Origin of the sequence: Marinimicrobium agarilyticum DSM 16975 (assembly GCF_000423345.1) — a bacterium.
GTDB lineage: Bacteria > Pseudomonadota > Gammaproteobacteria > Pseudomonadales > Cellvibrionaceae > Marinimicrobium > Marinimicrobium agarilyticum.
Map to the genome: position 1 here is coordinate 560692 of NZ_KE384008.1, position 26455 is coordinate 587146.

Annotated in this window: 25 protein-coding genes; 15 read left to right on the forward strand and 10 right to left on the reverse strand. The window is 56.6% G+C overall.

The window, feature by feature from the left end; genetic code table 11:
- Nucleotides 1–2 precede the first annotated feature (2 nt).
- The 3 genes from G547_RS0118410 to G547_RS0118425 all read left to right on the forward strand — a co-directional run bounded on the left by G547_RS0118410 (nucleotide 3) and on the right by G547_RS0118425 (nucleotide 1208).
- Nucleotides 3–485 (forward strand): hypothetical protein, encoded by a 483-nt coding sequence (locus G547_RS0118410; protein ID WP_084646208.1) that lies wholly within the window; start codon nucleotides 3–5, stop codon nucleotides 483–485.
- Nucleotides 482–706 (forward strand): hypothetical protein, encoded by a 225-nt coding sequence (locus tag G547_RS0118415; protein WP_027331088.1) that lies wholly within the window; start codon nucleotides 482–484, stop codon nucleotides 704–706. The genes G547_RS0118410 and G547_RS0118415 overlap by 4 nt, the downstream gene beginning before the upstream one ends.
- A gap of 94 nt (nucleotides 707–800) precedes the next feature.
- A complete protein-coding gene (locus G547_RS0118425; protein WP_027331089.1) occupies nucleotides 801–1208 on the forward strand; it encodes a 3TM-type holin in 408 nt (135 codons plus the stop codon).
- A gap of 229 nt (nucleotides 1209–1437) precedes the next feature.
- Here the strand turns inward: G547_RS0118425 and G547_RS0118430 are convergent, their stop codons facing one another.
- Entirely contained in the window at nucleotides 1438–1884 is a 447-nt protein-coding gene (locus G547_RS0118430; protein ID WP_027331090.1) for a hypothetical protein, read from the reverse strand.
- Nucleotides 1885–2150: 266 nt separating this feature from the next.
- Between G547_RS0118430 and G547_RS22255 the strand changes: the two genes are divergently transcribed.
- The 3 genes from G547_RS22255 to G547_RS0118445 all read left to right on the forward strand — a co-directional run bounded on the left by G547_RS22255 (nucleotide 2151) and on the right by G547_RS0118445 (nucleotide 7482).
- A complete protein-coding gene (locus G547_RS22255; RefSeq protein ID WP_036189342.1) occupies nucleotides 2151–3722 on the forward strand; it encodes a carboxylesterase/lipase family protein in 1572 nt (523 codons plus the stop codon).
- A gap of 413 nt (nucleotides 3723–4135) precedes the next feature.
- On the forward strand, nucleotides 4136–5800 hold the full coding sequence (locus G547_RS22885) for a PAS domain S-box protein (protein WP_169449473.1): 1665 nt from the start codon (nucleotides 4136–4138) through the stop codon (nucleotides 5798–5800).
- On the forward strand, nucleotides 5800–7482 hold the full coding sequence (locus tag G547_RS0118445) for a GGDEF domain-containing protein (RefSeq protein ID WP_027331091.1): 1683 nt from the start codon (nucleotides 5800–5802) through the stop codon (nucleotides 7480–7482). The genes G547_RS22885 and G547_RS0118445 overlap by 1 nt, the downstream gene beginning before the upstream one ends.
- Nucleotides 7483–7544: 62 nt before the next feature.
- Here G547_RS0118445 and G547_RS0118450 read toward each other — a convergent pair whose 3' ends face one another.
- The 4 genes from G547_RS0118450 to G547_RS0118465 all read right to left on the reverse strand — a co-directional run bounded on the left by G547_RS0118450 (nucleotide 7545) and on the right by G547_RS0118465 (nucleotide 9769).
- A complete protein-coding gene (locus G547_RS0118450; RefSeq protein WP_027331092.1) occupies nucleotides 7545–7994 on the reverse strand; it encodes a YchJ family protein in 450 nt (149 codons plus the stop codon).
- Nucleotides 7995–8005: 11 nt separating this feature from the next.
- A complete protein-coding gene (locus G547_RS0118455) occupies nucleotides 8006–8770 on the reverse strand; it encodes an SDR family oxidoreductase (RefSeq protein ID WP_027331093.1) in 765 nt (254 codons plus the stop codon).
- 29 nt (nucleotides 8771–8799) lie between these two features.
- On the reverse strand, nucleotides 8800–9078 hold the full coding sequence (locus tag G547_RS0118460) for a GNAT family N-acetyltransferase (protein ID WP_027331094.1): 279 nt from the start codon (nucleotides 9076–9078) through the stop codon (nucleotides 8800–8802).
- Between the two features lie 256 nt (nucleotides 9079–9334).
- Nucleotides 9335–9769 (reverse strand): hypothetical protein, encoded by a 435-nt coding sequence (locus G547_RS0118465; RefSeq protein WP_027331095.1) that lies wholly within the window; start codon nucleotides 9767–9769, stop codon nucleotides 9335–9337.
- A 276-nt stretch (nucleotides 9770–10045) separates the two neighbouring features.
- On the opposite strand from G547_RS0118465, the gene G547_RS0118470 reads away from it, so the two are divergent.
- The 8 genes from G547_RS0118470 to G547_RS0118505 all read left to right on the forward strand — a co-directional run bounded on the left by G547_RS0118470 (nucleotide 10046) and on the right by G547_RS0118505 (nucleotide 16402).
- The gene (locus tag G547_RS0118470; protein WP_036189346.1) at nucleotides 10046–11503 is read left to right on the forward strand and encodes a glycosyl hydrolase; all 1458 of its coding nucleotides are present in this window, start codon (nucleotides 10046–10048) and stop codon (nucleotides 11501–11503) included.
- Nucleotides 11504–11788: 285 nt separating this feature from the next.
- Complete coding sequence (locus G547_RS22265; RefSeq protein WP_169449474.1) at nucleotides 11789–13261, forward strand: SLC13 family permease; 1473 nt, start codon at nucleotides 11789–11791, stop codon at nucleotides 13259–13261.
- A gap of 63 nt (nucleotides 13262–13324) precedes the next feature.
- Nucleotides 13325–13759 (forward strand): hypothetical protein, encoded by a 435-nt coding sequence (locus G547_RS0118480; RefSeq protein ID WP_027331097.1) that lies wholly within the window; start codon nucleotides 13325–13327, stop codon nucleotides 13757–13759.
- A 462-nt stretch (nucleotides 13760–14221) separates the two neighbouring features.
- The gene (locus G547_RS0118485; RefSeq protein ID WP_027331098.1) at nucleotides 14222–14452 is read left to right on the forward strand and encodes a hypothetical protein; all 231 of its coding nucleotides are present in this window, start codon (nucleotides 14222–14224) and stop codon (nucleotides 14450–14452) included.
- Between the two features lie 24 nt (nucleotides 14453–14476).
- Nucleotides 14477–14743 (forward strand): hypothetical protein, encoded by a 267-nt coding sequence (locus G547_RS0118490; RefSeq protein WP_027331099.1) that lies wholly within the window; start codon nucleotides 14477–14479, stop codon nucleotides 14741–14743.
- A 110-nt stretch (nucleotides 14744–14853) separates the two neighbouring features.
- Nucleotides 14854–15063 carry a hypothetical protein gene (locus G547_RS0118495; RefSeq protein ID WP_027331100.1) on the forward strand — a complete coding sequence of 70 codons (210 nt, stop codon included), beginning with the start codon at nucleotides 14854–14856 and terminating at the stop codon, nucleotides 15061–15063.
- Nucleotides 15064–15162: 99 nt separating this feature from the next.
- Entirely contained in the window at nucleotides 15163–15696 is a 534-nt protein-coding gene (locus G547_RS22890; protein WP_169449475.1) for an ion channel, read from the forward strand.
- A gap of 58 nt (nucleotides 15697–15754) precedes the next feature.
- The gene (locus G547_RS0118505) at nucleotides 15755–16402 is read left to right on the forward strand and encodes a response regulator transcription factor (protein ID WP_027331101.1); all 648 of its coding nucleotides are present in this window, start codon (nucleotides 15755–15757) and stop codon (nucleotides 16400–16402) included.
- 23 nt (nucleotides 16403–16425) lie between these two features.
- Here the strand turns inward: G547_RS0118505 and G547_RS0118510 are convergent, their stop codons facing one another.
- The 5 genes from G547_RS0118510 to G547_RS0118530 form a co-directional block, all read right to left on the reverse strand.
- Nucleotides 16426–17529 carry a rhomboid family intramembrane serine protease gene (locus G547_RS0118510; RefSeq protein WP_027331102.1) on the reverse strand — a complete coding sequence of 368 codons (1104 nt, stop codon included), beginning with the start codon at nucleotides 17527–17529 and terminating at the stop codon, nucleotides 16426–16428.
- A complete protein-coding gene (locus G547_RS0118515) occupies nucleotides 17529–18116 on the reverse strand; it encodes a hypothetical protein (RefSeq protein ID WP_157209941.1) in 588 nt (195 codons plus the stop codon). The genes G547_RS0118510 and G547_RS0118515 overlap by 1 nt, the downstream gene beginning before the upstream one ends.
- Before the next feature lie 135 nt (nucleotides 18117–18251).
- Nucleotides 18252–19133 carry a M23 family metallopeptidase gene (locus G547_RS0118520; protein ID WP_027331104.1) on the reverse strand — a complete coding sequence of 294 codons (882 nt, stop codon included), beginning with the start codon at nucleotides 19131–19133 and terminating at the stop codon, nucleotides 18252–18254.
- 109 nt (nucleotides 19134–19242) lie between these two features.
- The gene (locus tag G547_RS0118525; RefSeq protein ID WP_027331105.1) at nucleotides 19243–21507 is read right to left on the reverse strand and encodes an ATP-dependent DNA helicase; all 2265 of its coding nucleotides are present in this window, start codon (nucleotides 21505–21507) and stop codon (nucleotides 19243–19245) included.
- Nucleotides 21500–23197, reverse strand: a complete 1698-nt coding sequence (locus G547_RS0118530; RefSeq protein WP_211224593.1) for a VRR-NUC domain-containing protein — start codon at nucleotides 23195–23197, stop codon at nucleotides 21500–21502. The genes G547_RS0118525 and G547_RS0118530 overlap by 8 nt, the downstream gene beginning before the upstream one ends.
- A gap of 161 nt (nucleotides 23198–23358) precedes the next feature.
- On the opposite strand from G547_RS0118530, the gene G547_RS0118535 reads away from it, so the two are divergent.
- On the forward strand, nucleotides 23359–26445 hold the full coding sequence (locus G547_RS0118535; RefSeq protein WP_027331107.1) for a phosphorylase b kinase regulatory subunit alpha/beta: 3087 nt from the start codon (nucleotides 23359–23361) through the stop codon (nucleotides 26443–26445).
- Nucleotides 26446–26455: the final 10 nt, after the last annotated feature.

Here is a 26455-nt window from a genome sequence, read left to right on the forward strand (position 1 = left end):
CCATGTTCCGGGCACTCGCGGCCCTGTTGCCGCTCGCGGCGCTGGGGCTGGCATTCAGTAACGACACCAAGGGGCAGGGCATGACCGACCAAAAGCGGGGCATTCGCAACAACAATCCGGGGAATCTGGTGATCACGGACATTCCGTGGAACGGCAAGGTGCCGAACGCTCAAAACACCGATGGCCGTTACGAACAATTCACGGACCCGGTGTGGGGCATTCGCGCCATGATTCTCGACGTGGTTGGCGATATAAATCAAGACGGGTTGAACACCTTGGAAAAGCTCATCAGCGTCTACGCGCCCGAGCACGAGAACGACACGGCCGCCTACATCGCGCACCTGAGCCAAAAGCTCGGCATTGCGACGGATGCGCCCATTACGCAGCAGCATTACCGGCCCCTGGTGGAAGCCATCATTCTGCACGAGAACGGCGAACAGCCGTACAGCGATGCACAGATTGCGGAGGCGTTCGAGCTGGCATGAAAAAGAAACACCTTTACATGGCGGCGGGTATCGGGCTGGGGCTGTGGTGGCTGAAATCCAGCGTAGCCGAAGCGGCCACAAAAACGGTGGAGGCGGGCACCTCCAAAGCGATTCGGTGGTCAAGTCCGTTGCTTTACAAAGACGTTTGGGACTATCTCAGCTACAAAATAGGTGGCGGGGATAGTGAAGACAGTGAAGACATCGGGGGTGGTGGTCGATGACCAACGAAAAGAAATTCATACTCATGATCGCGGCCACGGTGGTCGGTGGCGTTGCCGCCGAGTGGGCCAAGCGCCAGATTTGGGGGAATGGCCAGTGAACATTTTTGGCTTCCTGGGCGAGCTGATAAAGCCGGTGACCGGTCTGATTGATGACCTGCACACCAGCGACGCGGAAAAGTATCAGCTGAAAAATGAGCTGGTGGCCATGCAAAATGAAATGGCCGGTAAGCTGGTCGATTACGAACGCAAAGTACTGGACGCTCAGTCGAAAATCATCACAGCCGAAGCGCAGGGGCAGGGGTGGCTGCAACGCAGTTGGCGGCCTATCACCATGTTGACCTTCCTGGTGTTGGTCGTGCTCGATACCATGGGCCTAACCGAATTTCGGCTATCCGGTGAAGCCTGGACCCTTCTGCAGATCGGTTTGGGTGGCTACGTGGTCGGGCGATCCGCCGAGAAAATCGCCCCTCAGCTAAAACAGGTGTTAAAGCGCAATGAGTGAGTGGCTGGATAAGGTGCAAAAGATGGACGGCGGGAAAATAAACGGCGCGGCCGTCGCGCTGCTGACGCTGGTGCTGTTCCTGTTCGGGAATCAAATGCGCTCGCTCCCTGAGAAAATCGAGGCCATGGCCATCACGCAAAAGCTCCTGGTGTACCGCATTGAGCAACTGGAAAATGCGTTGGAGCGCCAGAGCTCGGCCAACAAAGCGCCCGCGTGGGGCGCTCCCTCCTTAGCGGCCGCGTGTGGCCATTTCCAGTGCATCGGCGACGGTGACGCGCTTCTGGCGTTCCAGCGCCCGCAACCGCTCCCGGTGCGCTTCCAGCTCGATCACGTCCGCGCGCGGTAGTTTGTCGCTCAGATAGTCGATGCTCGCCTGGGCTTCCTTGATCGCCTCTAACGACTGGTGCCAGAGTCCGACGCAGTATTCGAGCCACGTCAATTCCTGCCACGTCACGGCGCTGTGGTGGCTCCCGGTCTCAAAATAGCCGCGGTGGTTGAACCGGTAAAACTCCGGCCAGCTCTCCGGGATGATGCGCCCGCGTTGCTCCAAGTCGATCAACCGCACCACGTGGGCCGGGGCGCCGTCTTTGAGCCAGCGGCGGGCGGTTCGCTCTGAAACGCCGATAGAATCCACGATCTGACGCCATGAAGGGGGGTTACTCTCGTCAAATTTCATACCCAATTACTCCTGTAGTCCATTTGGGGCGGGCATAATGGCGATTCTGGCGCCAAGCTGTAAGAATGTTTCGTTATATAATGCGGGGGCGGTGTCCCGTAGGCTGTTGATTCTGTTGGCGTTTTGTAGTAGCTCATAACATACACTTCGCATAATGTATATTATGTTAAATTTGGTGTTTGAGCCTAGACTCAGCATTCGGAAGCTATATCATTACGTCGATATTAATTAGACAGACATCCGCTTTAATAAGGACTCTCCCGCTCATGACCCAAAAGAAATATACGCCCATTGGCTGGCTGACCTTGGCCGCCCTGTTAGGAATTGCTGTCGCAGGCTGCAGCTTGCCGCCAGAGCAACATCAGCCTCCCCTTGTCACGACCACTTATGGCACCAGCTCTGGGCACATTGAGGATGGGGTTTTCAGCTTCAAAGGTATCCCTTACGCCCAGGCTGAGCGATTTATGCCGCCCCGGAAACCCGATAGTTGGCAAGGCATTCGTCAACACACGGAGTTTGGCCCGGTCGCCATGCAAATCAATGACTGGACGCCAGGCTCGGCGATGGATGAAAAGCGTCTATTCACTGCGAATGTCTGGACATCGGGACTGGACGACGGCAAGAAAAGGCCGGTGATTTTATGGCTTCATGGTGGAGGGTTTAGCGTCGGCTCCAGTAACGACCCCGTCACGGATGGTCACAGGATGGCAGAAACCGGCGATATTGTGTTTGTATCGGTGAATCATCGGCTTAATATCCTGGGCTTTCTCGATTTGTCGGACTTTGGCGATCAATACGCCCATTCAGCCAATGTCGGCATGCTGGATATTGTGGCGGCTCTAGAATGGATCAAGGACAATATTGAAGCCTTCGGGGGCGACCCTGACAACGTGACGGTTGTGGGCGAGTCAGGTGGCGGCGGGAAAGTCGGCACACTGATGTCGATGCCCGCGGCCGAGGGCCTGTTTCATAAAGCCATTATTCAGAGCGGCACCTTGGTCAATGTGATGACCCAGGAAAAATCGCGGGCCGTCGGCCGGGCTTTGGTGGCCGAGCTGGAGCTTTCCGGGGACGATCTCGGCCCGCTACAGACTCTTCCTTACAAAGAACTGGTCGCCGTAGGCAACAAAGCGCTAGAGAAGACCGTGGGCCTGAGGGTGCCCGGCACGCGCACCATGTTTGGTTTCGGGCCTGTACCGGATGGCGTGAATCTGCTGCAACAGCCCTTCTCACCCGGCTTCGCCGATACCTCGGAAAGCGTTCCCCTGCTAATCGGGACCACACTCAATGAATTGGTGAGAACGGCTTACGACGAAAGAGACCTGACACTGGAGGAGGCCAAGGCGCGTTTGGCCGACACCTATGGTGACGACACGGACGCCTACTTGGCGCATTACGCCGACGCTTATCCGGACTATACGCCGCAGGATCTGCTGTCGATCGACACTCTCTTTCGCCCCACTACCATAGAGACTGCCGATACTCGCTCAGAGAAACGCGATGCGCCTGTCTACAGCTATCTGCTGACCTGGAAAAGTCCGGTTGACGGCGGTACCCGCGGCTCGTTCCATGGCCTGGACATACCGCTGGCATTCAACAATATTGAGCTGGGCCAGCACTGGACCGGCACCAGCGAGGAGGCCAGGCGGCTGGCGGATGTGATGAGCCAGGCATGGATCAATTTTGCCCACACCGGTGACCCCAATGTGGCCGGCCAGTTGCCGGAGTGGCCCCCTTATTCCCGGGAAAACGGTGCGACCATGATTTTCGATGCCACGCCTGAAGTGGTAAACAACCACGACCGGGCGCTGATGGAGCTGATCGACGACAGCCACTAAGAAACCGACCTCGTCAATCCCATGTTCGGCTGCATAAGGTAAGCCAACTGATCGGGGTCGCAAACGAGTGTAGCGGCCAGCCGGAAGGGCTGGCGGCCGCAGCGCTGGACAAATCGCGATTTCGGGGTGGCCAGTGAGGCGGTCTTTCTCTATAATCGCGCGCTTTGCGAGCCACCCCGCCCTCACCCTTGAATCCGCGAACTCTATCGCGCAAACACCTTATTGCAACTCTATACTCACCCACAGGTCCTTAACTATACCTCCCCTACTGTTTACAGGGGGACGGTTACCGTGCAATTTGTTACTCTCCAATGGCTTTTATGTTCACTGCGTTGATCCCCTCCTCTACCGGAAATACCCACACGTTGCCGCCAGTTGTTGCCCAACTTGAGCAATTTCCGGACATAAACAGCTTGATCAAGCACAGTGCGGAACGCGGCGCCCTGCCTGATGCGGTACTACTGGTAGTCGATCAAGGAGAGCAGGCCGTCGCGGCATGCCACTGCCTGAGCGAAGCCGCGCTGCTCGAGCGCCTCCCTCTGGTGGTGATCGGGCCTGACGATAATGCGGCCCGGCTGGCAGCGCTGGATGCAGGTGCCTGGGATTACCTCTCGCCACCCCGGGACGGGGTGGAGGCGAGGCTCCAGCGCTGGTTACAACCGAAAATTGGCGCCAGTACTGGGGCCGGTAAAGCGGAAGACGTCGAGCGCCTGTCGAGATTGATTGAGGCACAGGCGAGAATCGTCAGCACCAAACTGGACCTCGAATCACTCATGCAACTGGTGGTGGACGAAGTACAGACGCTCACCGGCGCTGATGGCGCGGTGGTCGAGCTCGCCGAAGGCGACGAGATGGTGTATCGCAGTGCCAATGGCGACGCGGCCGGAAGTATCGGCGTGCGGTTGAAGATACAGTCGAGCCTTTCTGGCCTGTGCGTTCGACTGGGGGAGGTTTTGAAGTGTGACGACAGCGAGCTGGATCCGCGGGTCGACCGTGCGGCCAGCCGGCGCGTTGGCTTGCGCTCCATGGTCTGTACGCCTCTGCGTCACTCTGGAGAGGTTGTCGGGGTACTGAAAATAATCGGCAGACAGCCGCACGCTTTTGACGCCCTGGATCTGAAATCGTTGACGATTATGGGGGATATTGTTGCCAGTGCGCTTTATCACGAGGCCGTGCTGGAGGAGCGGCGAGCGCTTTTGTCGGATAAAGAAGCGGCCCTATCCCAGCTAAACCGCTCCAACGAACGTCTACGGAGCCTGATCAGCAGCGCCCCCATCGCAATGTGCGCGCGCGACGAGGCCGGGCGAATCATTTTGTGGAATGCGGCGGCCGAGCGGCTTCTGGGCTATGAAGCAGCTGACGTTGAAGGCCTTTCGGAAACGTTTATGCCACCCGAAGATGAGCCCGCTTTCAAGCAGCTCATTGAAAGTCAGCAAGTGGGTTTGCCAACTGAGCCTCTGCGAACCCGGATGAAAAAGCAGGACGGCGCAACCGTAGACGTGAGTATTACCGCAGCGCCCTTCCCGGAATTGGATGGCCAATCGGGTTCAATCAATCTGATTCTGGATATTGGCGAGCAGCTGCGTCTAGATATGGAGCGAAAGCAACTGCGTTCCAGGCTCGAGCAGCAAGTGGCCGACAGAACCGCCTCGCTGGAAGAAACCACACAGAAACTTGAGACCATTTTTGAGCAAACCGGGGTTGGTCTTGCTCTTGTAGGCACCGATGGTCGTTGGTTGCAGGTCAATCAACGGCTTTGCGACATTGTTGGTTACCCTAAAGAGGAACTGCTAGAGCTGACTTTTCAAAATATCACTCACGAAGATGATCTGGAAATTGACTTGGCCCAGGCCACCAAACTGTTTGCCGGTGAGATAACGTCCTACAGCATGGATAAGCGCTATATTCGTAAAGATGGCTCCGTGGTTTGGATCAGCTTGACGGGCTCGTTGCACCGCGACTCCAATGGTCAGATCATTGAGGCGATCGCGGCCATCCAAGACATCAGTGAACGCAAGCGTGCCCAGGATGCTGAGCATTTGTTTCACCGGGCGCTTTTGCCACCGCTAACGGCGTAGTGATCACCGAGGCGAGTGCTGCGGGTCAGCCAATCCAGTTTGTCAATCCTGCCTTCGAGGAGTTAACGGGTTATTCCGCAAATGAAGCCATCGGTCGAGATTGTCGTTTTTTGCAGGACACTGACTGCGATCAGACAGGCTTGGTCACCATCCGCAACGCCATTGCGGGTGGAAGCGAAGCAAAAGTGATGCTCCGCAACTACCGAAAAGACGGCACCTTGTTTATTAACGAACTAAGCATAGCCCCTGTCTATGGCGAGACAGGCGTGTTAACCCATTTTATTGGCATCCAAAATGATGTCACTTTACGTGAGTCGGCCCTGAAAGAGCTGCGCCGAGCGCGTGAAGAGTTGGAGGAGCGTGTCCAGATACGCACCGCAGAGCTTTCCGATGCTTTGGTTGCAATCCGCCAGTCCGAGGAGCGAATACGCGAGATTGCCGAAACAGCCCCTGGGGTTGTCTACCAATGGTATAAGCGGCTTAACGGTGATATGGGGTTTTACTATGTGAGCCCTCGAACCGAGGACCTCTTCGGTCTAACACCGGAAACATTCCTGCTTGAATGGACGACGCTGGTTCATCCGGACGACTTACTAGAGATGAGCAGATCCATTGGCTCAGTCGAGCTTTACTCGACGCATTGGTCTTATGAGCTCAGAGTGCGCGGCCCGGATGGGGATTGGCGCTGGGTGCGACTGGAAAGCCGAGCGGTGAAAAGAACTGACACCGAGGTCGTGTTCAGCGGCATTATCACCGACGTAACTGAAGAAGAAGCTCTGAAAAGAGAGCTCGCAAACAATGAGCGACGTTTTCGGTCGTTGGCAGAGGGTTCAATACAAGCGGTTGTCGTTTGTGCGCCCAACGCTGGAAATAGTATTCTGTTTGCCAATAGCGCCGCAGCGCTATTGTTTGGTTTTTCCGATGACCAAGAGCTTTGCCAGAACTATTCCCTCGATAAGATGGCGATTGTGCCCGCTGAAAGAGAAGAGGATAAGCAGTGGCGACAACTACTAAACGGCAATATTGAAAGCGTTCAGCTTCGCGCGGAGGCGCGTACCCAAACTGGAAAGGAAATCTGGATTGATCTGGTGGCTTCAACGGTGCATTGGGACGAGGCGCCGGCATTGCAGGTGACAATGGTAGACGCTTCAGAGCGCCATCAGTTGGAAGAAGATATGCGTCGGCTGGCTTCGCTCGACCCACTAACGAACCTGAACAACCGCCGGCAGTTTAATGTGCTGGCAAATCAAGAGTTGCAACGTCAAGGCCGGTACCATGAAGACCTTACAGTCCTCACCATGGACATTGATTACTTTAAGAACATCAATGACCAATATGGGCATGCTGGCGGAGACGCGGCACTGCGTGCCTTTGCAGGTCTGTTGCGTCAGCAGTTTCGCGAAAGCGACATCGTTGGCAGACTCGGCGGCGAGGAGTTTGCTGTATTGTTATTGAAAGCCGACTTGAACCACACTGCGGTCATCGCGGAGCGACTGCGGGAAGCATGCAGTGACATGAACATACTCTATGAGGGAAAAACCATACGCATGACGACCAGCATCGGTATTGCCCGGTGTAAGGTTGGCGAGCATTCAATCGAGCTTCCGCTAAAGCGAGCCGACGGCGCCTTATACGCCGCTAAAAACGACGGACGAAACTGTGTGAAGATTTATTACGGATAAGCACCTCATTAGGTGCTATTTAGCATGGCTTATCGCAGGGCGACCGTGCCTTGCGAGCGCTATCAACCACAACATCGCTTGAATTTTCGGCCACTGCCGCACAGGCAGGTTTCATTCCGCCCCGGTTTGAAGCCCTCATCCCGGGTTTCGCCGCTGACATAGAACCAACGCCCCTCCTCCCGCACAAAGTCCGAGTGCTCTTCCAGAAAGCACCACTGCTCGCCAGCGCGGTAGTATGCTTTGAAGTGAACATGGCCCTGGTCATCGCTGGCGTCGCTCGCCAACACCGACAACCCCACCCAGTTCGGGCTATCGGTCAAATCCAGGGTGTTGGGGCGAGTCGAAGAATGCCAGGTCGCCGTCAGGTAATCCGTTCGGTTCTCCACAAAGGCGCTAAACCGCGAGCGCATCAGTGCCTCGGGTGTCGGCGCTGGCTCTCCGGCATGGTAGCGGCCACAGCAGTGTTCATAGATTGCGCGGCTGCCGCAGGGGCACATCCGGGTGTCAGTCATAGCCGGACTCCCTATTCATAAATCATCTTCCGGCTCATGCCACCGTCCACGACGAAATCCTGCCCCGTCACGAACGACGCTTCCGGCGAGATCAAGTAAGCGACCAGTGCCCCAACATCTTCCGGCTTCCCTACCCGGCCGGCCGGGTGTTGCTCGTGGGCACTGGCGGGCAGGGGTTTCAGGTTGGTCGGTGCGTCTGCCTGCTGGGCTCGCACATCAATCCAGCCGGGGCTGACGCTGTTGACCCGAACGTCCGGGCCGAGGCTCATTGCCAGGGCGTGCGTCAGGGCCGCTATGCCGCCCTTGCTGGCTGCGTAGGATTCGCATTGAGGCTCTGATTGCAGGGCGCGGGTTGAGGCGATATTGACGATGGTGCCCTTGGCGTTCCGCAAGGCCTTAACCGCATGCTTTGCCATCAGGAAAGGTCCGGTCAAGTTGACGTCCAGCCGGCGCTGCCAATCGGTCAGTGACAGGTCTTCCAGGGGGCCTGAGTGTGGGTCGGCCAGGCCGGCGTTGTTGATCAGTGCATCCAGGCGGCCGCCCCAATCCAGCGTGCGCTCAATACCGTGGCGTACGTCGTTTTCGTTGGAGACATCCCCGGCGATAAACGTCGCCGCCCTGCCCTCTGGTAGTTGCTCCAGAGATTGCAGGCCTGCCGATTCGTCAATGTCGAACAGGGCGACTCGCCAGCCTTTCTCAAGAAGGTAGTGAGCAATGCCTCTGCCAATGCCCTGGGCCGCTCCGGTGACCAAGGCCACCTTGGGTTCGTTCGCCATTTCGTACCTCAATACATTGAGCCCTGGGATCAAGTTTTCAAAAATTTTGCGGCGTAGGAACAGCTGGCTTCCATCCGGCAGTCGCGGTCTTGCGCCCAGGCTATGCCGTGGCGAACCAGTTTTTCGGCCAGGCCTTTATTGCGGTGCTCCGGCGGCACGTAGGTGCGCGTAAAATCGACGACGGACCGGCCCGGATCGCGCGAGTGGTCCGTACTGATGGCGTAGTTCAGCTCCGCTGGGTCTGCGCCATCGAGTGGAATAATAAAACGCTTGTTTTCCGGCTCGTGGATGATGTCGCTCTTACTCATCTCAACCTCCTGCTGTATGGGTAAACCGTAGGTTAGCAGTCATATCGGTCAGTATAACAGGGCGAGTAGGATCAACCATGCGCCAAAGGAGAGTTTCTCTTTCGCGATCGTTACGATTTTTTTTGTTTCTTTGATTGGCTCATTTTCAGCGTTTACAGGAACGATGATCAGTCCACTTATCGTTTTTTTCACTTCGTGTGATGTTACCCACGGGTGGGGCGACCGCTCCGCCCGCTTGCTTGCCGATGTTGTCTCGTCACGCTGAATGCGGCTGTCGGCCGCCTTCAAGAAACCCGGCAATCAATACCCCCGGTAGGAGCGCTGCCAGGTGAAATGCCCACACTTCCGGGAGCATCCGCATGGGGGGCGTCATTCCGTACAAGGTGGGTAGCACCCAGAAGGAGACTATCAGCTCCGCAGCGATGACAATAAGGCAAAGCTTCAACCAGGCGCCACTGCCGGAGCGCATCAGCACTACGACGGCGAGCGCGCCCAGCAAACCGTATGCCGGCACCCTCACCACCAACCATTCCCAAAGAATCAGACCGAACGTCTGCCAACCCCCGGAGAACTCCCGGTAAAACTCGGGCAGTGTGATAGCGTTGGTGTACCCAAGAATTTCCGGGGCGATAAAACCGATGGCCAAGCCAGCCAGAACGGCCAGAGCGTAAGTGGCTTTTGTCGACAGCATCCGTTCAACTCCATGTCATCATTATAGTGGTGAGGTGGTCAGGCTCTGGCTGTGCGGCCTGCCACGGTCAATACTAGCAAAGCTGGGGTTCATTGCCAGCCCGATGGGGCTCGATGCGCCCTCCCCCTGAATTTGCTGGAGTCTTCTCTTCGTTACGATCAAAACCACTTTTTTTGTGCCATAAAACCGGTTACACTAGAAAGTAACCGATTACATTGGTGGGTATTACGGCATCCATCAAGGCCACTAGAACAATAATGTCCTCTGGAGACACCCATGTCACAACTGAAACTCTCTTGTTTTGGGTCCCTATGTTTCGCTCTGGTATTAAGCGCCTGTGGCAGCAGTGGTGGCGGTACCCAGCCTGACCCGGAGCCTGCTTCCAGCGCCTCCAGTAGCCAGTCCGCGGACGCCAGTCACTCAAGTGAAACGACGAGCAGCGCCGGTGAAAGTAGCTCCAGCTCAAGCAGTTCGCCCGCCCTTCCTGTCGAAACCTCCGACGGTGATCCCTACTGTACCCCCGCCGGCTCGGACCCGGACGGCGATGGCTGGGGCTGGGAAAGCGGCGAGACTTGCGTGGTCCGTCACTCCGCCGCCGATCCGGACCGTGGGGACTTCGAAGGGTGTGTCATTGGCACCAGCAGCTGGTCTTACTGCTCGGTAGACAACACCAGTTGGGGCTATGATGGCGGCCAGATCTGCGTCTCCGAGAGCTTCTGTCCGGCCAACCGGACGCAGGAGCAGGCCCCTCTCGCGGAAGACCTCATGAATGAAAACGCCTCCGCGACTGCGGAAGCGGTGTACGACTACCTCCGCTCGATTTGGGGCAGCGAGACTCTGTCCGGCCAGCAGGACCTGACCTGGAAAGATTCCACGGACATGTACCAACGGGTGGTGGACGATACCGGCAAGGCGCCCGCCATTATGGGCTATGACTTTATGAATTACGGCTTCAATTCCGGATCGGGATTGACGCAGACCGAAGAGGCTATGGCGCACTGGGACCGCGGGGGCCTGGTCACTTTTGCCTGGCATTGGCGTGACCCGCTCGCGGACAGTGGTGCCCAGTTCTATTCGGATCAGACGGATTTTGAGATACCCGTGGCCGACGGGCAGTTGGACACCCAGAGCGACGCCTTCAATGCCATGCAGAATGACATCGACGCTATTGCCGCCGAGCTGCAGCGCCTGGAGGACGAAGGCGTCGTCGTGCTCTGGCGCCCGCTACACGAAGCCTCCGGCGGTTGGTTCTGGTGGGGTCGTGCTCGCACCGACGGTGTACCGCCAGCTTATGCACAGGTCGTTTTGTGGCGTCACCTCTACGAACGTCTCACAAACTACCACGGTCTGAACAACCTGATCTGGGTATGGAACGGTCAGAGCGCGGGCTGGTATCCGGGTAACGATTATGTCGATATCGTCAGTACCGACATCTACGACGGCGCACAGAACTACGAATCCCAGATCGAGGTTTACAACGAAACAGCGCAGTACCCGCTGCAGACTAAAATGGTTGCCCTGAGCGAGAACAGCAATATTCCAGACCCGGATATGATGGCGGCCGACGGCGCCTGGTGGCTCTGGTTTGTCGTCTGGAATGACGGCGACTCAGAAGCCGGCGTCACCAGTAGCAGTAATTTCTGGACCGGCGAACATTACAATACCGATGAGCACAAGGTTCACGTATACACGCATGAAAACATCATCACGCTAGAGGAGCTTCCCGCGTTTTAAGTAACTGTTAAACGGCACATGGACGTGCCGCCCCCCCCCCCCTTCTCCTTCATTTTCTTTTACACACCCTTTGGCTACCTTAACGTCGAATAATTTGAGTCAACGGCGACAGAAAAAGTAGCGGAATTTATAGCCAAAGCGGCGATATTAAGCAACCCCGAACCCCCGATAGAATCAAATTCAAGCCATTATTCGGGGTGTTTTATGAATCAAAAACCGTCCAACCACGTCTCGGAGCCCGTGCGCTCTGACAGCCAGCGCCCGAAGAAGCGGCGCATCAGCAAAGTGAAAATTCTGGGCCTGCTGCTGGGTCCGGCATTGATGCTGATCACCATGTTTCTCCCCTCAGGTCTCGAACAGGAGCAGCAGAACCTGCTGGCGGTTATCGTTGTGACCGTTACTTTCTGGGTATTTCAGCCCTTGCCTATTCCCGTCACTTCCGTGCTGGGGCTGGCGCTTTGCATCATTTTCAATGTGGCTCCCGCATCCACCGTCTTCGGTGCTTTTTCTTCCCCCACATTGTTTCTGCTCATCGGCGGATTCATTTTGACACAGTCCATGTCCAAATACGGGCTTGGGCAACGCATTGCTCTAAAGGCATTGCTTTTGCCGGGGGTGGCGCGATCCACTTACCGCATCATTATTGTCTTCGGTGCTTTGGCAACGCTGCTTTCCGGCGTTATCGACAACGGGGCGGTGGCCGCTATGCTGCTTCCGATTGCTCTCGGGCTGGTCAAGATTTTTTCGTCGGATGTGGAAGAAAAAGGCATAAACGTCAATGGCGCCACGCCGCTCAGGCTGAGCAGTGCCCTTTTGTTGATTACCGCCTACGGAGCCACCCTTGGAGCACTGGTTACCCCTTTTGGTGATGCGTCCAATCTCGTCGGCTGGAAGTTCATACAGACGGAGTTTGATACCGATATTTCCGTACTGGAATGGATGGCCATGGGCGGACCGATCGTGATCACGATGTTTGCCTTTCTCTGTGGCATTATTCTGCTGGTCAACCGGCCAGAAATTGGCTCCTTGCCCAATGCCACAACGCGTATCAAAAACCAGCTCAAAGCCATGGGGCCAATGGACCGAGGTGAAGTCAACACGCTTATTGCCTTCTGCTTTGCGGTTACCTTCTGGTTTTTACCGCCAGTCATCGGAATGGTTGTCGGCAAGGAAAACGTGATCTACCAGTTCGCCTCTGGACAGTTGCCGCCTTCGGTCGTGGCGATTTTGGCGGCGGCCCTGCTTTTCATGTTGCCCATCAGCCGAGAAAAGGGCTTCACTCTGCGCTGGAGAGACACCGCCAGTATGGACTGGGGGCCGCTGCTGCTCGTGGGCTCCGCGCTGGCGTTAGGCACCATGATGGAGAGAACCGGCCTGGCGCAAACGCTGGGGCAACACATTGCCGGGGAAATTGCGGGCGTGGGCGCGATCTGGGTGTACATCGCTGCCGCAGCCCTGGCCATTTCAATGTCGGAGCTCACCAGCAACCTGGTGAGTATCAGTGTGCTGGTGCCGATCATTCCCACCTTAGCCGTCTCCGGTGGTGGAGACCCCAAAGCAGCGGCTTTGATTGCGACTTTTGCTGCCATCTACGGCTTTATGCTGCCAATTTCCACTTCAGCCAATGCCATCGTGTACAGCTCAGGCCAGATTCCTTTTCGGCGAATGGTAAAGACAGGCCTACTGGTCGACCTGTCCGGTATTGCCGTCGTCGTCACCGGTGTTCTTTTGGTGGTCCGGTGGCTCAATGTGTTATGACCAGCTTCTCTGCGCGGGCTAAGGCTCCGCAAATTTGAAAACTTTCTGAAACAGGAGAATATTATGAGTAGTGCAACTTCCGGCTCCGTTGGAGACGTTACTCAGGAAAAAAACCAAGCAAAAGCCAGCCCTAAACCCGCAGCACCAGGTGCGGCCGTACCCGAATTCGCGGCCACAACATCGGTTGCGGCGGAAGCTGAGCAAGGAGACGGGCCCGCTGCCGCCAGCGCCAGCGCCTCTGCCGTGGGGAAAAACTCCCCCAGTACCAGAGTGGCCTCAGTCGTCGTCGGCAAAGATTATGCGGCGGCGGCGAGTGAAGCGGGTGTGGCTGTGGTGGGGCCCAACTCCGCCTCGGCTGCCAGCAAAATTGGGGTGGTCGCCGTTGGTCCTGACGGCGCTGCAGCAAGCAGCAACGCCGCCAACGGGAGCAATGTGACCGTACACCAAAAGGATGCTGCGGTCGAACCTGACACCCCTCGCCCTAAAAAAACCGTCTAGCCTTCGCAATCGTCGTCATACACGGCCAGGCTTTACAAGTTACCGCAAGGATGCGGTCAACACCGGACCACTGGTACTGACGTTATGGGCTGAAATCTCGAATAACCCCTCCCCTCTTATAGAATGAATCTCTCTATCAAAGCCTCCCGCCACCTCCTGACGTTTACCCTGACGCGCCAATTTTCATTACCGAATGTAATTCTTTAAGGATAATAAACGTTATTTCTTAATAAAAAAGACAGATTCCATTATGGAAACGAAGTGTTCTATATTTTTTTGATTTATAGCCGCACTTAAACATCAATTTTTTTATTAATTCTTCAAAATTAGTCTATAACAATCTATCTGAAAGGCTACTCGGCTGGCGGAATTCAATGGCCGAATTATTGGCCAAAGCTGCGATACCATAAAAATACAGAAAGTCCTAGTATAAAACTGAACCAAAACAAAGGAGAGGACTTCATGATTCCCCAAGACGACTCACTGAAAAACCTTAAAGACCGACTTATGGATGAAAACGACGACTTGATCGCTCGCTTTTCCATTATTCAAGATCAGATCGAAAAGCTGAAATCGTCAACCCCCAACCTGGATGACGATATCGAAAACATTGTTTCAACCATCGACAGTCGTGTCGACAACCTGATTCAACATGTCTCAGAGCTGAACAGAACGCTCACTGACGGCCACTAAAACCCAGCAAACAAGGAGTCTTCCATGTCTACTCACGGCACCGTATCTCTGCCCGATATCATCGATACTCTGATCGATTTCAATCAGACCACCATCGACCGCCTGGTTGGCCTGATGGAGAGTATCAAGACTGATATCACCAACAGCCCCTCAGGCTCTCTTCAGGGCGAAGCCGAAGAAATCTTGAGAACCATACTCGATGGCGTAATAAAGACCATTGAATCCATCATGTCCATCCAGGAGGAGCTTCAGACCCGCATTGTCGAAAGCTTCTTCCCGGCACAGGATTGATAGGAGATCGTATATCAATTCGCTGTAACGCCATGGCGGAACGGCGAATAACGGAAAGTCAGAACAAGCTGACTCGCCTATTTCTCACCAACTAACAAAAGGAGGCCAACATGCCTACTGATCAAACAGCCGTACTTGAGGCTATGCGAAACGATTTGTCCCAAATCAAATCGTCACTGAATCAAGATCGCCTTTTCAACATTCTTGAAATCATGCGGGACGAGGTGAACGACCTGACCAACCAGATCGATGGGGTTCGAGCGGATATCCGTGACCTTCGCAATCTGGTGTTCCAACAATCCTCCACCGCTGCCGACTGAGGCGGAAAAGGGGCCACGTTTGTGGCCCCTTCTTTCTTGATAAAATGGATAAGACCAATGCTGTTCTCTATACATACCAATGAGAGGCGCCTTCTGACAGTGGTAGCCATTGTCGCAGCGGTGGTGCTTTCCGGCACCGTCTTTTATGCGTTGGAAGAGGGCTGGTCTTTGATCAACGCACTCTATTTCAGCATTATCACCTTAACCACCATTGGCTACGGCGACCTTTCTCCGACTACCGACGTCTCCAAAGTATTCACCATGCTCTTTGTCGTCTGCGGTGTGGCGATGTTTGGCATATTCATCAGAGATATTGCCAACAGAGCCGTTAACACTCTGAGCGCCCCGATATTGGGAGCCAGTATTCTGGAGAACAGCCGGCGCCTCACCAACCAATTGGACCTCCCCTCCACTCGGGGCGTAGTGGCCCTGTCGGTGTCAAGCAGCGGAGCTCTCGGTCGCTCCGGTATTAAAGATAGAGATGTCATTGTATTCATTAACAATAAGCCTGTTCACCGGGTCAGTCAGGTCTTTGATATCACCACCAAAGCTCTACTCAATAACCCGGTGGAATTCACTATCATTCGGCAAGATGGTATTCACAAGGTAAGCGTCAACCTTGTGCCTGGTTAGGCGTCAATTCGTTAAACATTGTCGTATTCTTATAACTGAAACAGTGAGGATGTTTGTAATGAAAGCACGCATACTGATCTCAGACCCCCAGCCCCTTGTGCGTCAGGGCCTGGTAAGCATTATCTCGTCAGTGCCTGAATTTGAAGTCGTTGGTGTAACCGACCGGGCGGACGATGTGGTAGCAAAGGCAAAGAGGCTCAGGCCTGAAATTATTCTTACCGAGATGAACTTCCCGGATGGTGCCGTTCCTCATATCTGCACAGGGCTGAAAGGTCAGGGAATTCCCGCAAAGACCATTGTCATCTCCCAGAACTGTTCTGGCGAGATGGTGAGTAGCGCCATCTCTGCGGGTGTTTATGCCTACATCAGTCAAAAGGAGCGAAAAGAAGTTATTATCGAATGTATAAGGAAAGTCAGGGAGGGGAGAACCTTCTTCTCTGATGAGGCACAACAAGGCATTCAGCGCTTTCTCAGCCACCGCGACGAAGTGGACCCGATGCTGGCACTCCAGCCCCTACTGACAGACCGTGAAATCGCGGTTCTCAAGTGTGCCGCAGAAGGGCTCTCGGCGGAATCCACGGCCGACAAGCTTCACATGAGCGTATCAACAATCAAAAACCACCGAAAAAGTATATTCGTCAAGCTCAATGTGCCAAATGCGCCTGGTGCCGTCTACGAGGCCATGCATCGCAAGCTTATTTGTTGACAACACTCTGAGCCTTGAGGCTGTCATCGAGAGCTTCGCTGGACTCTGATCTCGGGTTGATTGAGAAGCTTCATGAGGAGGTTCTGCTCCATTATCCTTGACTTTGACGTCAGCCCGACGACCAGCCCAAACAGGAAGCCCCCCAAGTGCGCCCAGTAGGCCACGCCGGTGTCGCCGATCAACATACCGACGATGTTGAATCCGCTCCAGAAAAGGAAGTACCAATGAGGTGCCAATTTTATCTGGAAAACAACGATCATCATGGTCAGACTGGCGTACCGGAACCAGATCATGTACACCCCAAACAGCGCCGCGATGGAGCCGCTGGCCCCCACCATCAACAGGGGGCCGCCAGAGGCATCGAAGAACAGCCACTCGGCTAACGCCGCGGCAATGCCGCTAACCAGGTAAAGCATGAGGTATCGCCAGTGACCGAGTGCGTCTTCGATGTTATCCCCCACCAACCACAGAAAATACATATTGCCGAGCAAATGCATCCAGCTCCCGTGCATAAACTGGTGGGTTACCAGTTGGAAGGGCTGAAGCCATGAAGGCGCGTCGGAGTTGAAGCCCAGCCAGGCATAGAGTGGCATTTCCAGGCCCGGAACGACTTGTCCGGCAATGAATAATAGACTGCAAAGTACGATGATGCCGTAGGTGACCCAGGGGGTGCGGTGTGCTTTGAGGTTAAATTCTACTGGCATCTGCGTCAGCAATTGAAACGCCCAGGAGCGCCAACTGGTGGATCGGTTCAGGGTGGCGAGCGCGTCCTTCAACTGAGGAGACTGCATCACCTCGGTGACTTCGTGGCGATCGAGCCAGACACCATCGCAGCTCGGGCAGCAGTCCACCTCCACCTCGTAGTGCTTCAACAGGTGGTAGCGCTCCATGGCGCTATCGCACCGACGACATAGGCGGTCGCCCTTCCCAATTTTGGCCCCGAGATGTTCTTCGTGATCGTACTCGTCAATATGCTCATGTTTGTGCGCGATGGCGCGGTTGAGTGCTCCATCCTCAAACCAGACACCCCGGCAGTGATCACACTGCAGCACGGCCTGGCGAGCGGTGCGAGTTTCCACCAGCGTAAGAGTGACACAGTTGGGGCAGCGGGCCATTGTCGAGGGCATCAGTTCAACTCCATTCCGGCATGTTCCAGTTCAGTTTTAAGCGTAGCCACGTTTTCTCGCAGGGCGGGCACGGTTCCTTCAAGGATGGTCTGCGCCGAGGCGAGCAACTGCTTGGAGCCATAGCTGACACCGACGGAGCGGTTCGAAAGCTTCTGGTACATGGCCGGCACTTCGCGATAAAACCGTTGGGCGGCACTGAGAAAGCCGCTGGGGGTTTCCAGCGTGGCTTCCGACTCACGCATGGCCTGCCAGACGAACTGATCAAGTTCCAGCGGGTTCATCTGAAAGTAACTCTGTGAGGGGATGCCACCCTGAATTTCTTCGGCGTACTCCACCACCATCGACGCATTCCACTCAAGCTCGTTGGCGAGGGACTGTCGCAAGTAGTAGTTACGCTCCATTCGAGTCAGCTCGTTGAACTGGATGGCCACCTTCATCCCTTCGGCGGATGCCAGGTACACACCCAAGACAGTAGCACCAATCATCAACAACTGACTGAACCAGAAGCTGGCGTAGCGAAGTTCCCCGGAGGTCAGGGGATTGCGTAAACGATGGGTCAAGCGGCCGAACACGGTCCTTATGGGCACTGGTAACACTCCCTGAACAACGGGTGGGTTAAACGTAATTGCGAGAGTGCAATTTTGTACTATTTAACGGCAGCTGCCAATGGTTGGCTGCTGAGAAAAAGGGTATTTAGCGCCAAAGTGAGACATGGATCGCGCTTACGGGTTCGTCACCACAATGCCTCGGCGAAGGGGCACCTGTTGTCCCGCATCGGTCGTCACCGCGAAGGGAACGGAGACGGTTCTCATACCGGCGTTTTTACGGATCACGAAATGCAAATGAGGACCGGTGGAAAAACCCGACGAGCCGGACTGCGCCAGCACTTGCCCCAGGTCCACCGCGTCTCCCGGCTGAACTCGGGCGCTGCCCATCAGCGTGTGCGCGTAAGTCGCATAGGTGCCGTCGTCATGGAGTACGCTGACATAATTGGCTTTGTCCAGAAAATAACCATTCTGGCCGCTCATATGGTAGTCATCCTTTACGGAGATCACCGTCCCTGCCCTGGCCGCGACAATTTCCGTTCCCACCGCCATGACAACATCCACGGCGTGAACGTTGGGTTCCTGGAAGTGAGAAAAGCGCCCATTGGCGCCTTGGCTGATCGGGTACTTGCCCTTCTGCGCCACCGGAAAACCGTAGGAAGGAGAGGTGTGCTTTGCGGCAGGGCTGCCCAGAGCCCATTTATACCGGTAGCGCTCTCGCCCCTGCAGGGTGGAAACGCGCTTCGCGCTTTGCGCGTCGATAACCCCCTGAAAGGAAACGGTTCCGTCCTCCGATTTCACCAAGAGCTCAATAGGCGCAAACAGCGGGTTTTGAACGAATATCGCCGTTTTCCCTTCGACTTTTTCGGTATAAAGTCGGGGCCGGATCTGGTATTGCTCTTGGCTTTCGATTTCAATCAGTTCGAATTCGGCGTCGGTGGGCGGCTTATCGGTGAAGACCCAGTTACCGGATTCGTCCTGATACTTGAAAACATTGGAAGCGCCAGGGAAGGCAATCAAGGGAGTGCTCAACAACGCCAGTAGTACCACCAGTCTCATGTTTCGTCCTTTTATTCGTTTAACCGACATTGACTCATTGTCTCTCAATTCGGTTCGTTCCAGTTCGGTTATTGCCAGCACGAGTGCTCTGAATGCCAGCGTAACGGGGTCAGTCACCACTGGTGGGCCACCAGGTGGGCAACAGGTCTTTCACTTGCTTCCACCGAAAACGGTCGTCGATCAAGTGTATCACTCCCCTGTCCTGCTCGCTGCGGATCACCCGGCCGGCGGCCTGGACCACTTTCCTCAGGCCCGGGTAGAGGTAGGTGTCGTTATAGCCGTGGCCGAACTGTTCATCGAGACGCTGTTTTAATGCCTCGTTGACCGGATTGACCTGGGGCAGGCCGAGGGTCGCGATAAAGGCACCAATCAGACGGTTGCCCGGCAGGTCCACTCCCTCCCCGAAAACGCCACCGAGTACCGCGAAGCCGACGCCCTGCCCGCCTTCGACAAACTTATCCAGAAACGCCTGCCGGGCGCTTTCGCTCATTCGCCGGTCCTGTACCCACAAAGGCAGTTCGGGGTACGTGGTTTGAACCTGCTCCAGCACTTGTTGCAGGTACTGGTAGCTGCTGAAGAAAGCGAGGTAATTGCCCGGCATCCCCTGGTACTGCTCCTGAATGAGCCGGGCGATCGGTTCAATGGATGCGGCGCGGTCCCGGTAGCGGGTCGAGATATCCCCGGCAATGTGAATGGCCAATTGATCCGATGTAAAGGGTGAGGCCATTTCCAGGGCGACAGTGTCTGTCGGCAGACCGAGCAGGTCCCGATAATAGCGCGCGGGCTTGAGGGTGGCCGAAAATAATGTGGTGCTGAGCGCGGCTTCAAACCGGGGCTTGAGTTGCTCCGCCGGGATCAGGTTGCGCAGGCTGACCACAGTGCCCTTTCGTCCGCGGCTCGGCGAGCGCCACTCCACATCGCAGAGAAAGCGTTGTTCATCGAAGAGCTCGGCAATTCGAAGAAACTGCAGGGCATCGAAGTAAAACTGGGTCAAGTCACTGTCCAGTGCGAACGGATGCTCGGTCAGATAGTCCGTAATGGCAGCCGTGGCCAGTTGCAGACTCTGGCCAAATTCGTCGGGCAGTTCGGACTGGATGATGAACGTTTCGTCCTCGGGTTGGGCTCGGTTCAGCGCATTCCAGGCCCGATGGACCTTCTCCAGTGGTTTTTTCAGGGCCTTGGGCGCCTGTTTTTTGGTGGTGCGGAAGTGAATCTGATCCAGGCGGGCGGAGTACATGCTTCTCGCCCGCTCCACCAGATTGTGCGCCTCATCGACCAGCACCGCCGTGCGCCACTGCTGCTGGGTGGTCAGGGCATACAGCATGGCACTCTGGTCGTAGTAATAGTTGTAATCCCCGATGATCACATCGCTCCAGCGGGTCATTTCCTGGCTCAGGTAATAGGGGCAGATGTTGTGGCTCAATGCCAGTTCCCGCAGGCGGGATTGGGTGAGCCGCGGTTCTGTGACGGCCTGCGCCCGGGCCGCGGGCAGACGATCGTAAAAGCCTTGGGCCAAGGGGCAGGAATCCCCGTGGCAGGCCTTGTCCGGGTGCTCGCAGCTTTTGTCGCGGGCAACCAGCTCCAGGGTTCTCAGCTCGGGTTGATCCAACTGGGCAAGGGCGTCAAGCGCCAACCGACGGCCCGGTGTCTTGGCGGTGAGAAACAGAATCTTGTCCACCTGCTGGGTGGGCATGGCTTTGACCAGCGGGAACAGCGTACCCAGGGTTTTGCCAATACCGGTGGGCGCCTCCGCCAGCAGGCACCGACCGGTAGCGGCGCCCTGGTACACCGCTTCGGCCAGGGGGCGCTGACCGAAGCGGAAGTCCGCGTGGGGAAATGTCAGAGTTTCAGCGGCGCGGTCGCGGGCCTGGCGGTGCGCCATTTCCTGCCGGGCCCAGGCAAGAAAAATGTCACACTGGGCTTTAAAAAACGCCTCTAACTCACTGGCCTGAAAGGACTCTTTGATCAACGTTTCCTGCTGTTTGATGATATCGAAGTACACCAACGCCAACTCGATGGCTTCCAGTTCGTCCCGCTGACACATCAACCAACCGTAAACCTTGACTTGAGCCCAGTGCAGTGCCCGGTGGTTGGCCGGCATCAGGTCCAGATCGCCGCGAAAGGTTTTGACCTCCTCCAGGCGGTTGGCGTCCGGGGCGTAGCCATCGGCTCGCCCCCGAACGGTCAGCGCGTCGTATTCCCCGCTCAGGGCGATTTCCGACTGGTACGCCTCGTTGCGCCGCCGCGCCACGGCCAGGTGCCCTTCCATTCCCTCACGGGCGGTTGGAGAGGGCGTAAAGCGCAGGTCCAGATCGCCGGTTTTGGCGGTGAACTCACACAGGGCACGCACCGAGACGCGATAGGACTCAGGCATCGGAGGCTTCCTCCGGGTCGGCCCAATCGACATAGCAGACCGCCACGGGCATACGGTGCTGCTCGAAGAAGGCCAACCAGCGCTTCTGGTTATCCTGCAGGCGATCCCCGGGGCCTTTGACTTCGATCATGCGGTACTCGCCGGTATTCGGGAAGAACTGCACCAGGTCCGGCAGTCCGGCGCGGTTGGCTTTGACATCGCGCAGCAGGCGTCGGAAGCAGAGGGCGAGGTGCTCGGGCGGAATGCACTCGAGCGCCACCGCCAGGAGCTCCTCGGTCATGGCTCCCCAGAACACAAACGGTGATTGGCGTCCCCACTTCTCCCGGTAGTGACGCCAGATCTGTTCGATGTACCGGCCGTCGTCCAGCATCGCCAGGCAGGCGTCGAAGGCCTCCGCCCGTCGCGCGTAGAAGTCCGGCCAATACAGGTCCGCGGGCCCGCGTTGGAAGGGGTGGAAGAAAGCCCCGGGCAGCGGCTGGAAGATCGGCTCCCAGCAGAGCAGTCCGAACAGGCCGGTGAGCAGGGTATTCTCGGCGTAGTAGATCGGCGCTTCCGGCGTGCCGAGGTGCTCAAGCACAGCCTGCTCCACGAACCCGTTACTCGGTAGCGTCAACGCTATCTGTTCCGTATTAGTGGATCGGGGCCTGCTCGCTTTCTCTCTGAAAACCTTGCGTCTCAGCCTCGGGATCAGCCGCTCCAGTTGCTGGGCTTCCGCTTCACTTTCGGGGGACTGCTGGGCCTGCGTCGCCAGAGCGAGAGCCGGCTCAAAGGCTTCCAGCCGCTCCAACACTCGCAGCCGGCGGCCACGGCCCCCGGGGTAGTTGCAGACTTCGTAGAGGTCCCGGGCCCGTTCCAGCTCCCCTACCCGCTCCCAGTGGCGGGCCAGCTTGAACAGCAGGCGGTGATAGTGGCGGACCAACCAGGGGTTGGCCGTGGGTTCGGGCGGCAGTTGCGGCAGAATGGCCTCCGGTGCGTCCTCGTCCTGCCATTGACGTTGGCACTCCAGCAGTTGCCAGTAGGTTTCCAGTTCGGTGCGCGAATGCACCGGTCGGGCGCTTTCGTCGAACACCACGGGCTCGTACTGGTATAGCCCGAGCTCCGTCAATACGAATTCCGACCAGTCTTGATAGGGGTTTCCGAAAAACAACCAGCGGAGCCGGTCGCAGGTGGGCATCACTGTCAACTGCCAGAAGGTCTGCTCAGCGAGCCCCCAGTCTTCCACCGGGCGAGGCTCCAGAGCCTGGGCTTTCAGGTGCTCCAGGGCCTCCCCCTTGCGGAGGCTGGCCGTAACCAGCCCGGTTTCTTCCAGGCGGGGCTTCAGCGCGTTTTTCAGGCGGGCCCAGGTGACCAGCCGAAACAGTTCATCGAGCGTGACCAGCGGCTGAGGGTTGAGCCAGCCCAGGCGCAACAGGGACTCGGCGGCAATCGCGGTGTCACCCAGTTCCGGGTAATCCAACGCCTCGGGCCGAAACAGATCGCCCTTGCGCATGACCATCCGGACCAACAACCCCCGGCTGGCCTCGGGCAGCGTCATGACCGTCTCGATAAACGAGCGCTCGGAGTCGGGCAGCAGATCCCCATAGCGACCGTTGACCCACTCCAACACCCATTCGAAGTTGCGCCGATAGTACAGGGGGTCGTCCAGGCTTGCCGGGCCTTGCGTTTCAGGTGTGGTTGCAGGGGTGCTCAAAAAACGGCTCCAGTGCCCGGGGTGCTGGGCACAGATTATGCTTTGCTATTGGATGAAGATTATCGACGCCAAAGATTGTCATATCGGCGCTGCTATTCTATCAATATACTGAGGGGGCTAAAGCCCTTTTCTTCCGCTCGGCCGGGTAGTGTAGTCAGCCTATGAAAAGCAAGTCAGTACTGAATCGGTTATTTCACGATATTGAGGCGGTCATTCTCAGCCGCCAGCACCCTGTAACGGGGCTGCTACCCGCCAGCACCAGCGTCAACCACCACGGCGACTATACCGACGCCTGGGTGCGCGATAACGTCTACTCCATCATCTGTGTCTGGTCGTTGGGAATGGCGCTGCGCCACGCCGGTGACAAGGACCGCAGCGATCAGCTGGAGCAGGCCACCATCAAACTGATGCGCGGGCTCCTCCAGGCCATGATGCGCCAGGCGGACAAAGTGGAAACCTTCAAGTCCACGCTCGATCCGAAAGACGCGCTGCACGCCAAATACGACACCGAAACCGGCCTGACGGTGGTGGCGGATGACGCCTGGGGCCACCTCCAGATTGATGCCACCTCACTCTACCTGCTGATGCTGGCGCAAATGAGCGCTTCTGGCCTGCGCATTGTCACCACTTTCAGCGAAGTCGATTTCGTCCAGAACCTGGTGTATTACATTTCCAGTGCCTACCGGACCCCGGACTACGGTATCTGGGAGCGGGGCAACAAGATCAACAATGGCAAGACCGAAATCAACGCCAGCTCCGTGGGTATGGCCAAGGCGGCACTTCAGGCCCTGGACGGCTTCAATCTGTTTGGCCCCTCGGGAGATAAACGCGCCACCATTCACGTGGTGGCCGACGCCATTTCTCTGGCGCGAACTACCCTCGCCTCTCTGTTACCGCGAGAGTCCGTGTCCAAAGAGGTAGACAGCGCCCTCTTGAGCATCATCGGCTTTCCGGCCTTTGCGGTCAGCCGGGAAAAGCTCGTGACCCGAACCCGTGATGAAATTCTGGCAAAGCTGGGCGGCCATTACGGCTGCAAGCGCTTTATTTGGGACGGGCACCAGACTGCCGTGGAAGAGACCTCACGGATTTACTATGAACACTCCGAACTGGTCAACTTCGAGCACATAGAATCCCAGTGGCCGCTGTTTTTTACCTACCTTTACATCCAGGCGCTGTTTGATGGTAACGAATCCACCGCCCAGCACTACCGGGAGCGGCTCGAATCTCTGATGGTGGACGTCGATGGCCTGGGCCTGTTGCCGGAACTCTACTATCTGCCCGAGGAATCCATTGCGGCAGAGAAAAAGCAGCCCGGCTCTCAGCAGCGGGTTCCCAATGACAACGTGCCACTTGTGTGGGCTCAAAGCCTGTATTGGACGGGGTTGATTCTGCACGAAGGGCTGCTGGAGCCGGACCACCTGGACCCCCTGTTCCTGCGTCGCAGGGCAACCAAGTTCATCAAGTCCCAGATTGCCCTGGTGGTGCTCACCGACAATGAAACCACCAAAAACACCCTCTCCGAGAACGGCGTCATCGCGGAAACCCTCCAGGATATTCAGCCGCTGACAGCTCTCTCCGCGCCGGAACTGGTCAAGGCGTACAGCGCTGTGGGAGCCAATGCGGCACTTCGTCTTACCGGTCGGCCGGCCCGGCGCCTTCAGAGCCTGGCCAGCTCCCAGACCTACCAGATCAACGGCAAAGTCTACTTGAGCCTGTCCTGGTTGCAGAGCGAGGACGACGACTATCGGCTATACGACGCACACTGGTTCAGCGAAAGCCTGGCACAAGAAATCGAACACATTCGCAAACACTGGATTAACCAGGAAGTGGCTGTCTTTACGTTGCTGCTGACCCACGAGCTGTGCCAGATGCCCAATGTGGAGGAATTGTTCGACGCCATCCGGTCGCTGCAGCTGCGCACCGAACACGAGCACGTCGGGTATGCCTCCGCCAACCTGGCTCACCGGGCTTCAAGGGTCAACTCCCTGAGCATCAACAATATGGAGTTCAAGCCGCTGGCTCCGAGCCCCTGCTTTACCTGCCAGAACCATTGGGACGAGCTGGACCCCACCGCACACAGTATCTGGGAGCAGTTTGCGGATGGTGAGCAAGCCTCGACTCAACAACAACTGAAAGAGTTTTTGCACAAACGCAAACTCGACGAGGTCATCGGCTCTCACGAGGGCGAAGCGGTCTGCGTTCAGCGATGGTTGGAAGTGCTCTATCGACGCGCCCGGGAACTGAACCGTTGGCTGCTTGCGCGCTTCTGCTTTGCTGCACTCAATCGTTTCCACAGTGATCTGGCGGGTAGCCTCTCGGTACTGGCCATGCGGCACCTGTTGATTGTGCTGGGTGATCAGAAGCACGAATTCGTGGTGAGCGCCCAACTCAAAAACGACCAGTTGATGGCCGGCATTCTGAAAACCTACAAAGACCCGGTCGAGCGCACCCTGGCCCAGGAGATGTTGGCGCAGATTGGGACCCTGGTTCGCACCCGGGCGGAACTGTTCGACGGGCTTCGTTCGATTCATCTGCATAACTTTATGCAGCTGTGTCTGCGGCAGGGACATGTGTCGGAGGGCTATTGGTCGCTGGACGAGCTGGGTATTCTGCCCCCTTCCACCGTCATGAAGCGGCTGATGGATATACTGACGTACCAGCGCCGGATTTTTTCAGAAGACATCCAGCTCAGCAAACCGTTTGAGAATGCCGAGTCCGATAGCGTCGCCATCAGTGATGCGGTGCAGTACCACGCTCTGGACGCGGACTGGTTTGAATGGCGACTCGCTCGCGGGCTTGTCACCCGCTTTGACAACGACTTTCTCAAAGCCATCTGGCAGAGTCTGTCGCACACCGCCATACTGGAATTCGGGGACCGGGATAGCGACGATTCAACGCTAGACTGCGAACTGGTACGCAGCTCCATGACCTCTGGAGAAGAAAGTTTCGCGCAGTTGATTGACCGTCTGACGCAGCAACTGCATCCGGCCTATTACAAAAGCGCCGTGGTTGAAGCGCTGTTTGTATTCACTCAATACTGTCAAACCCGTAAAGACGCGTATTTTGAGAAGCCGGTAGTATTCAGTCAGATATTGGAAGCGGCGGCCAAGCTCTTTGTTCAGGAGTGCAACCACAAGCGCGACAACAGCCGGGACATCGACAACCTGTTGGAGCAAGCACCCAGAGTATTGCAGGATTACGTTAACCGGGTACTAAGGGAAATGGATCGGGCGATGGCGCCGGCCTGAGGGACCGCTA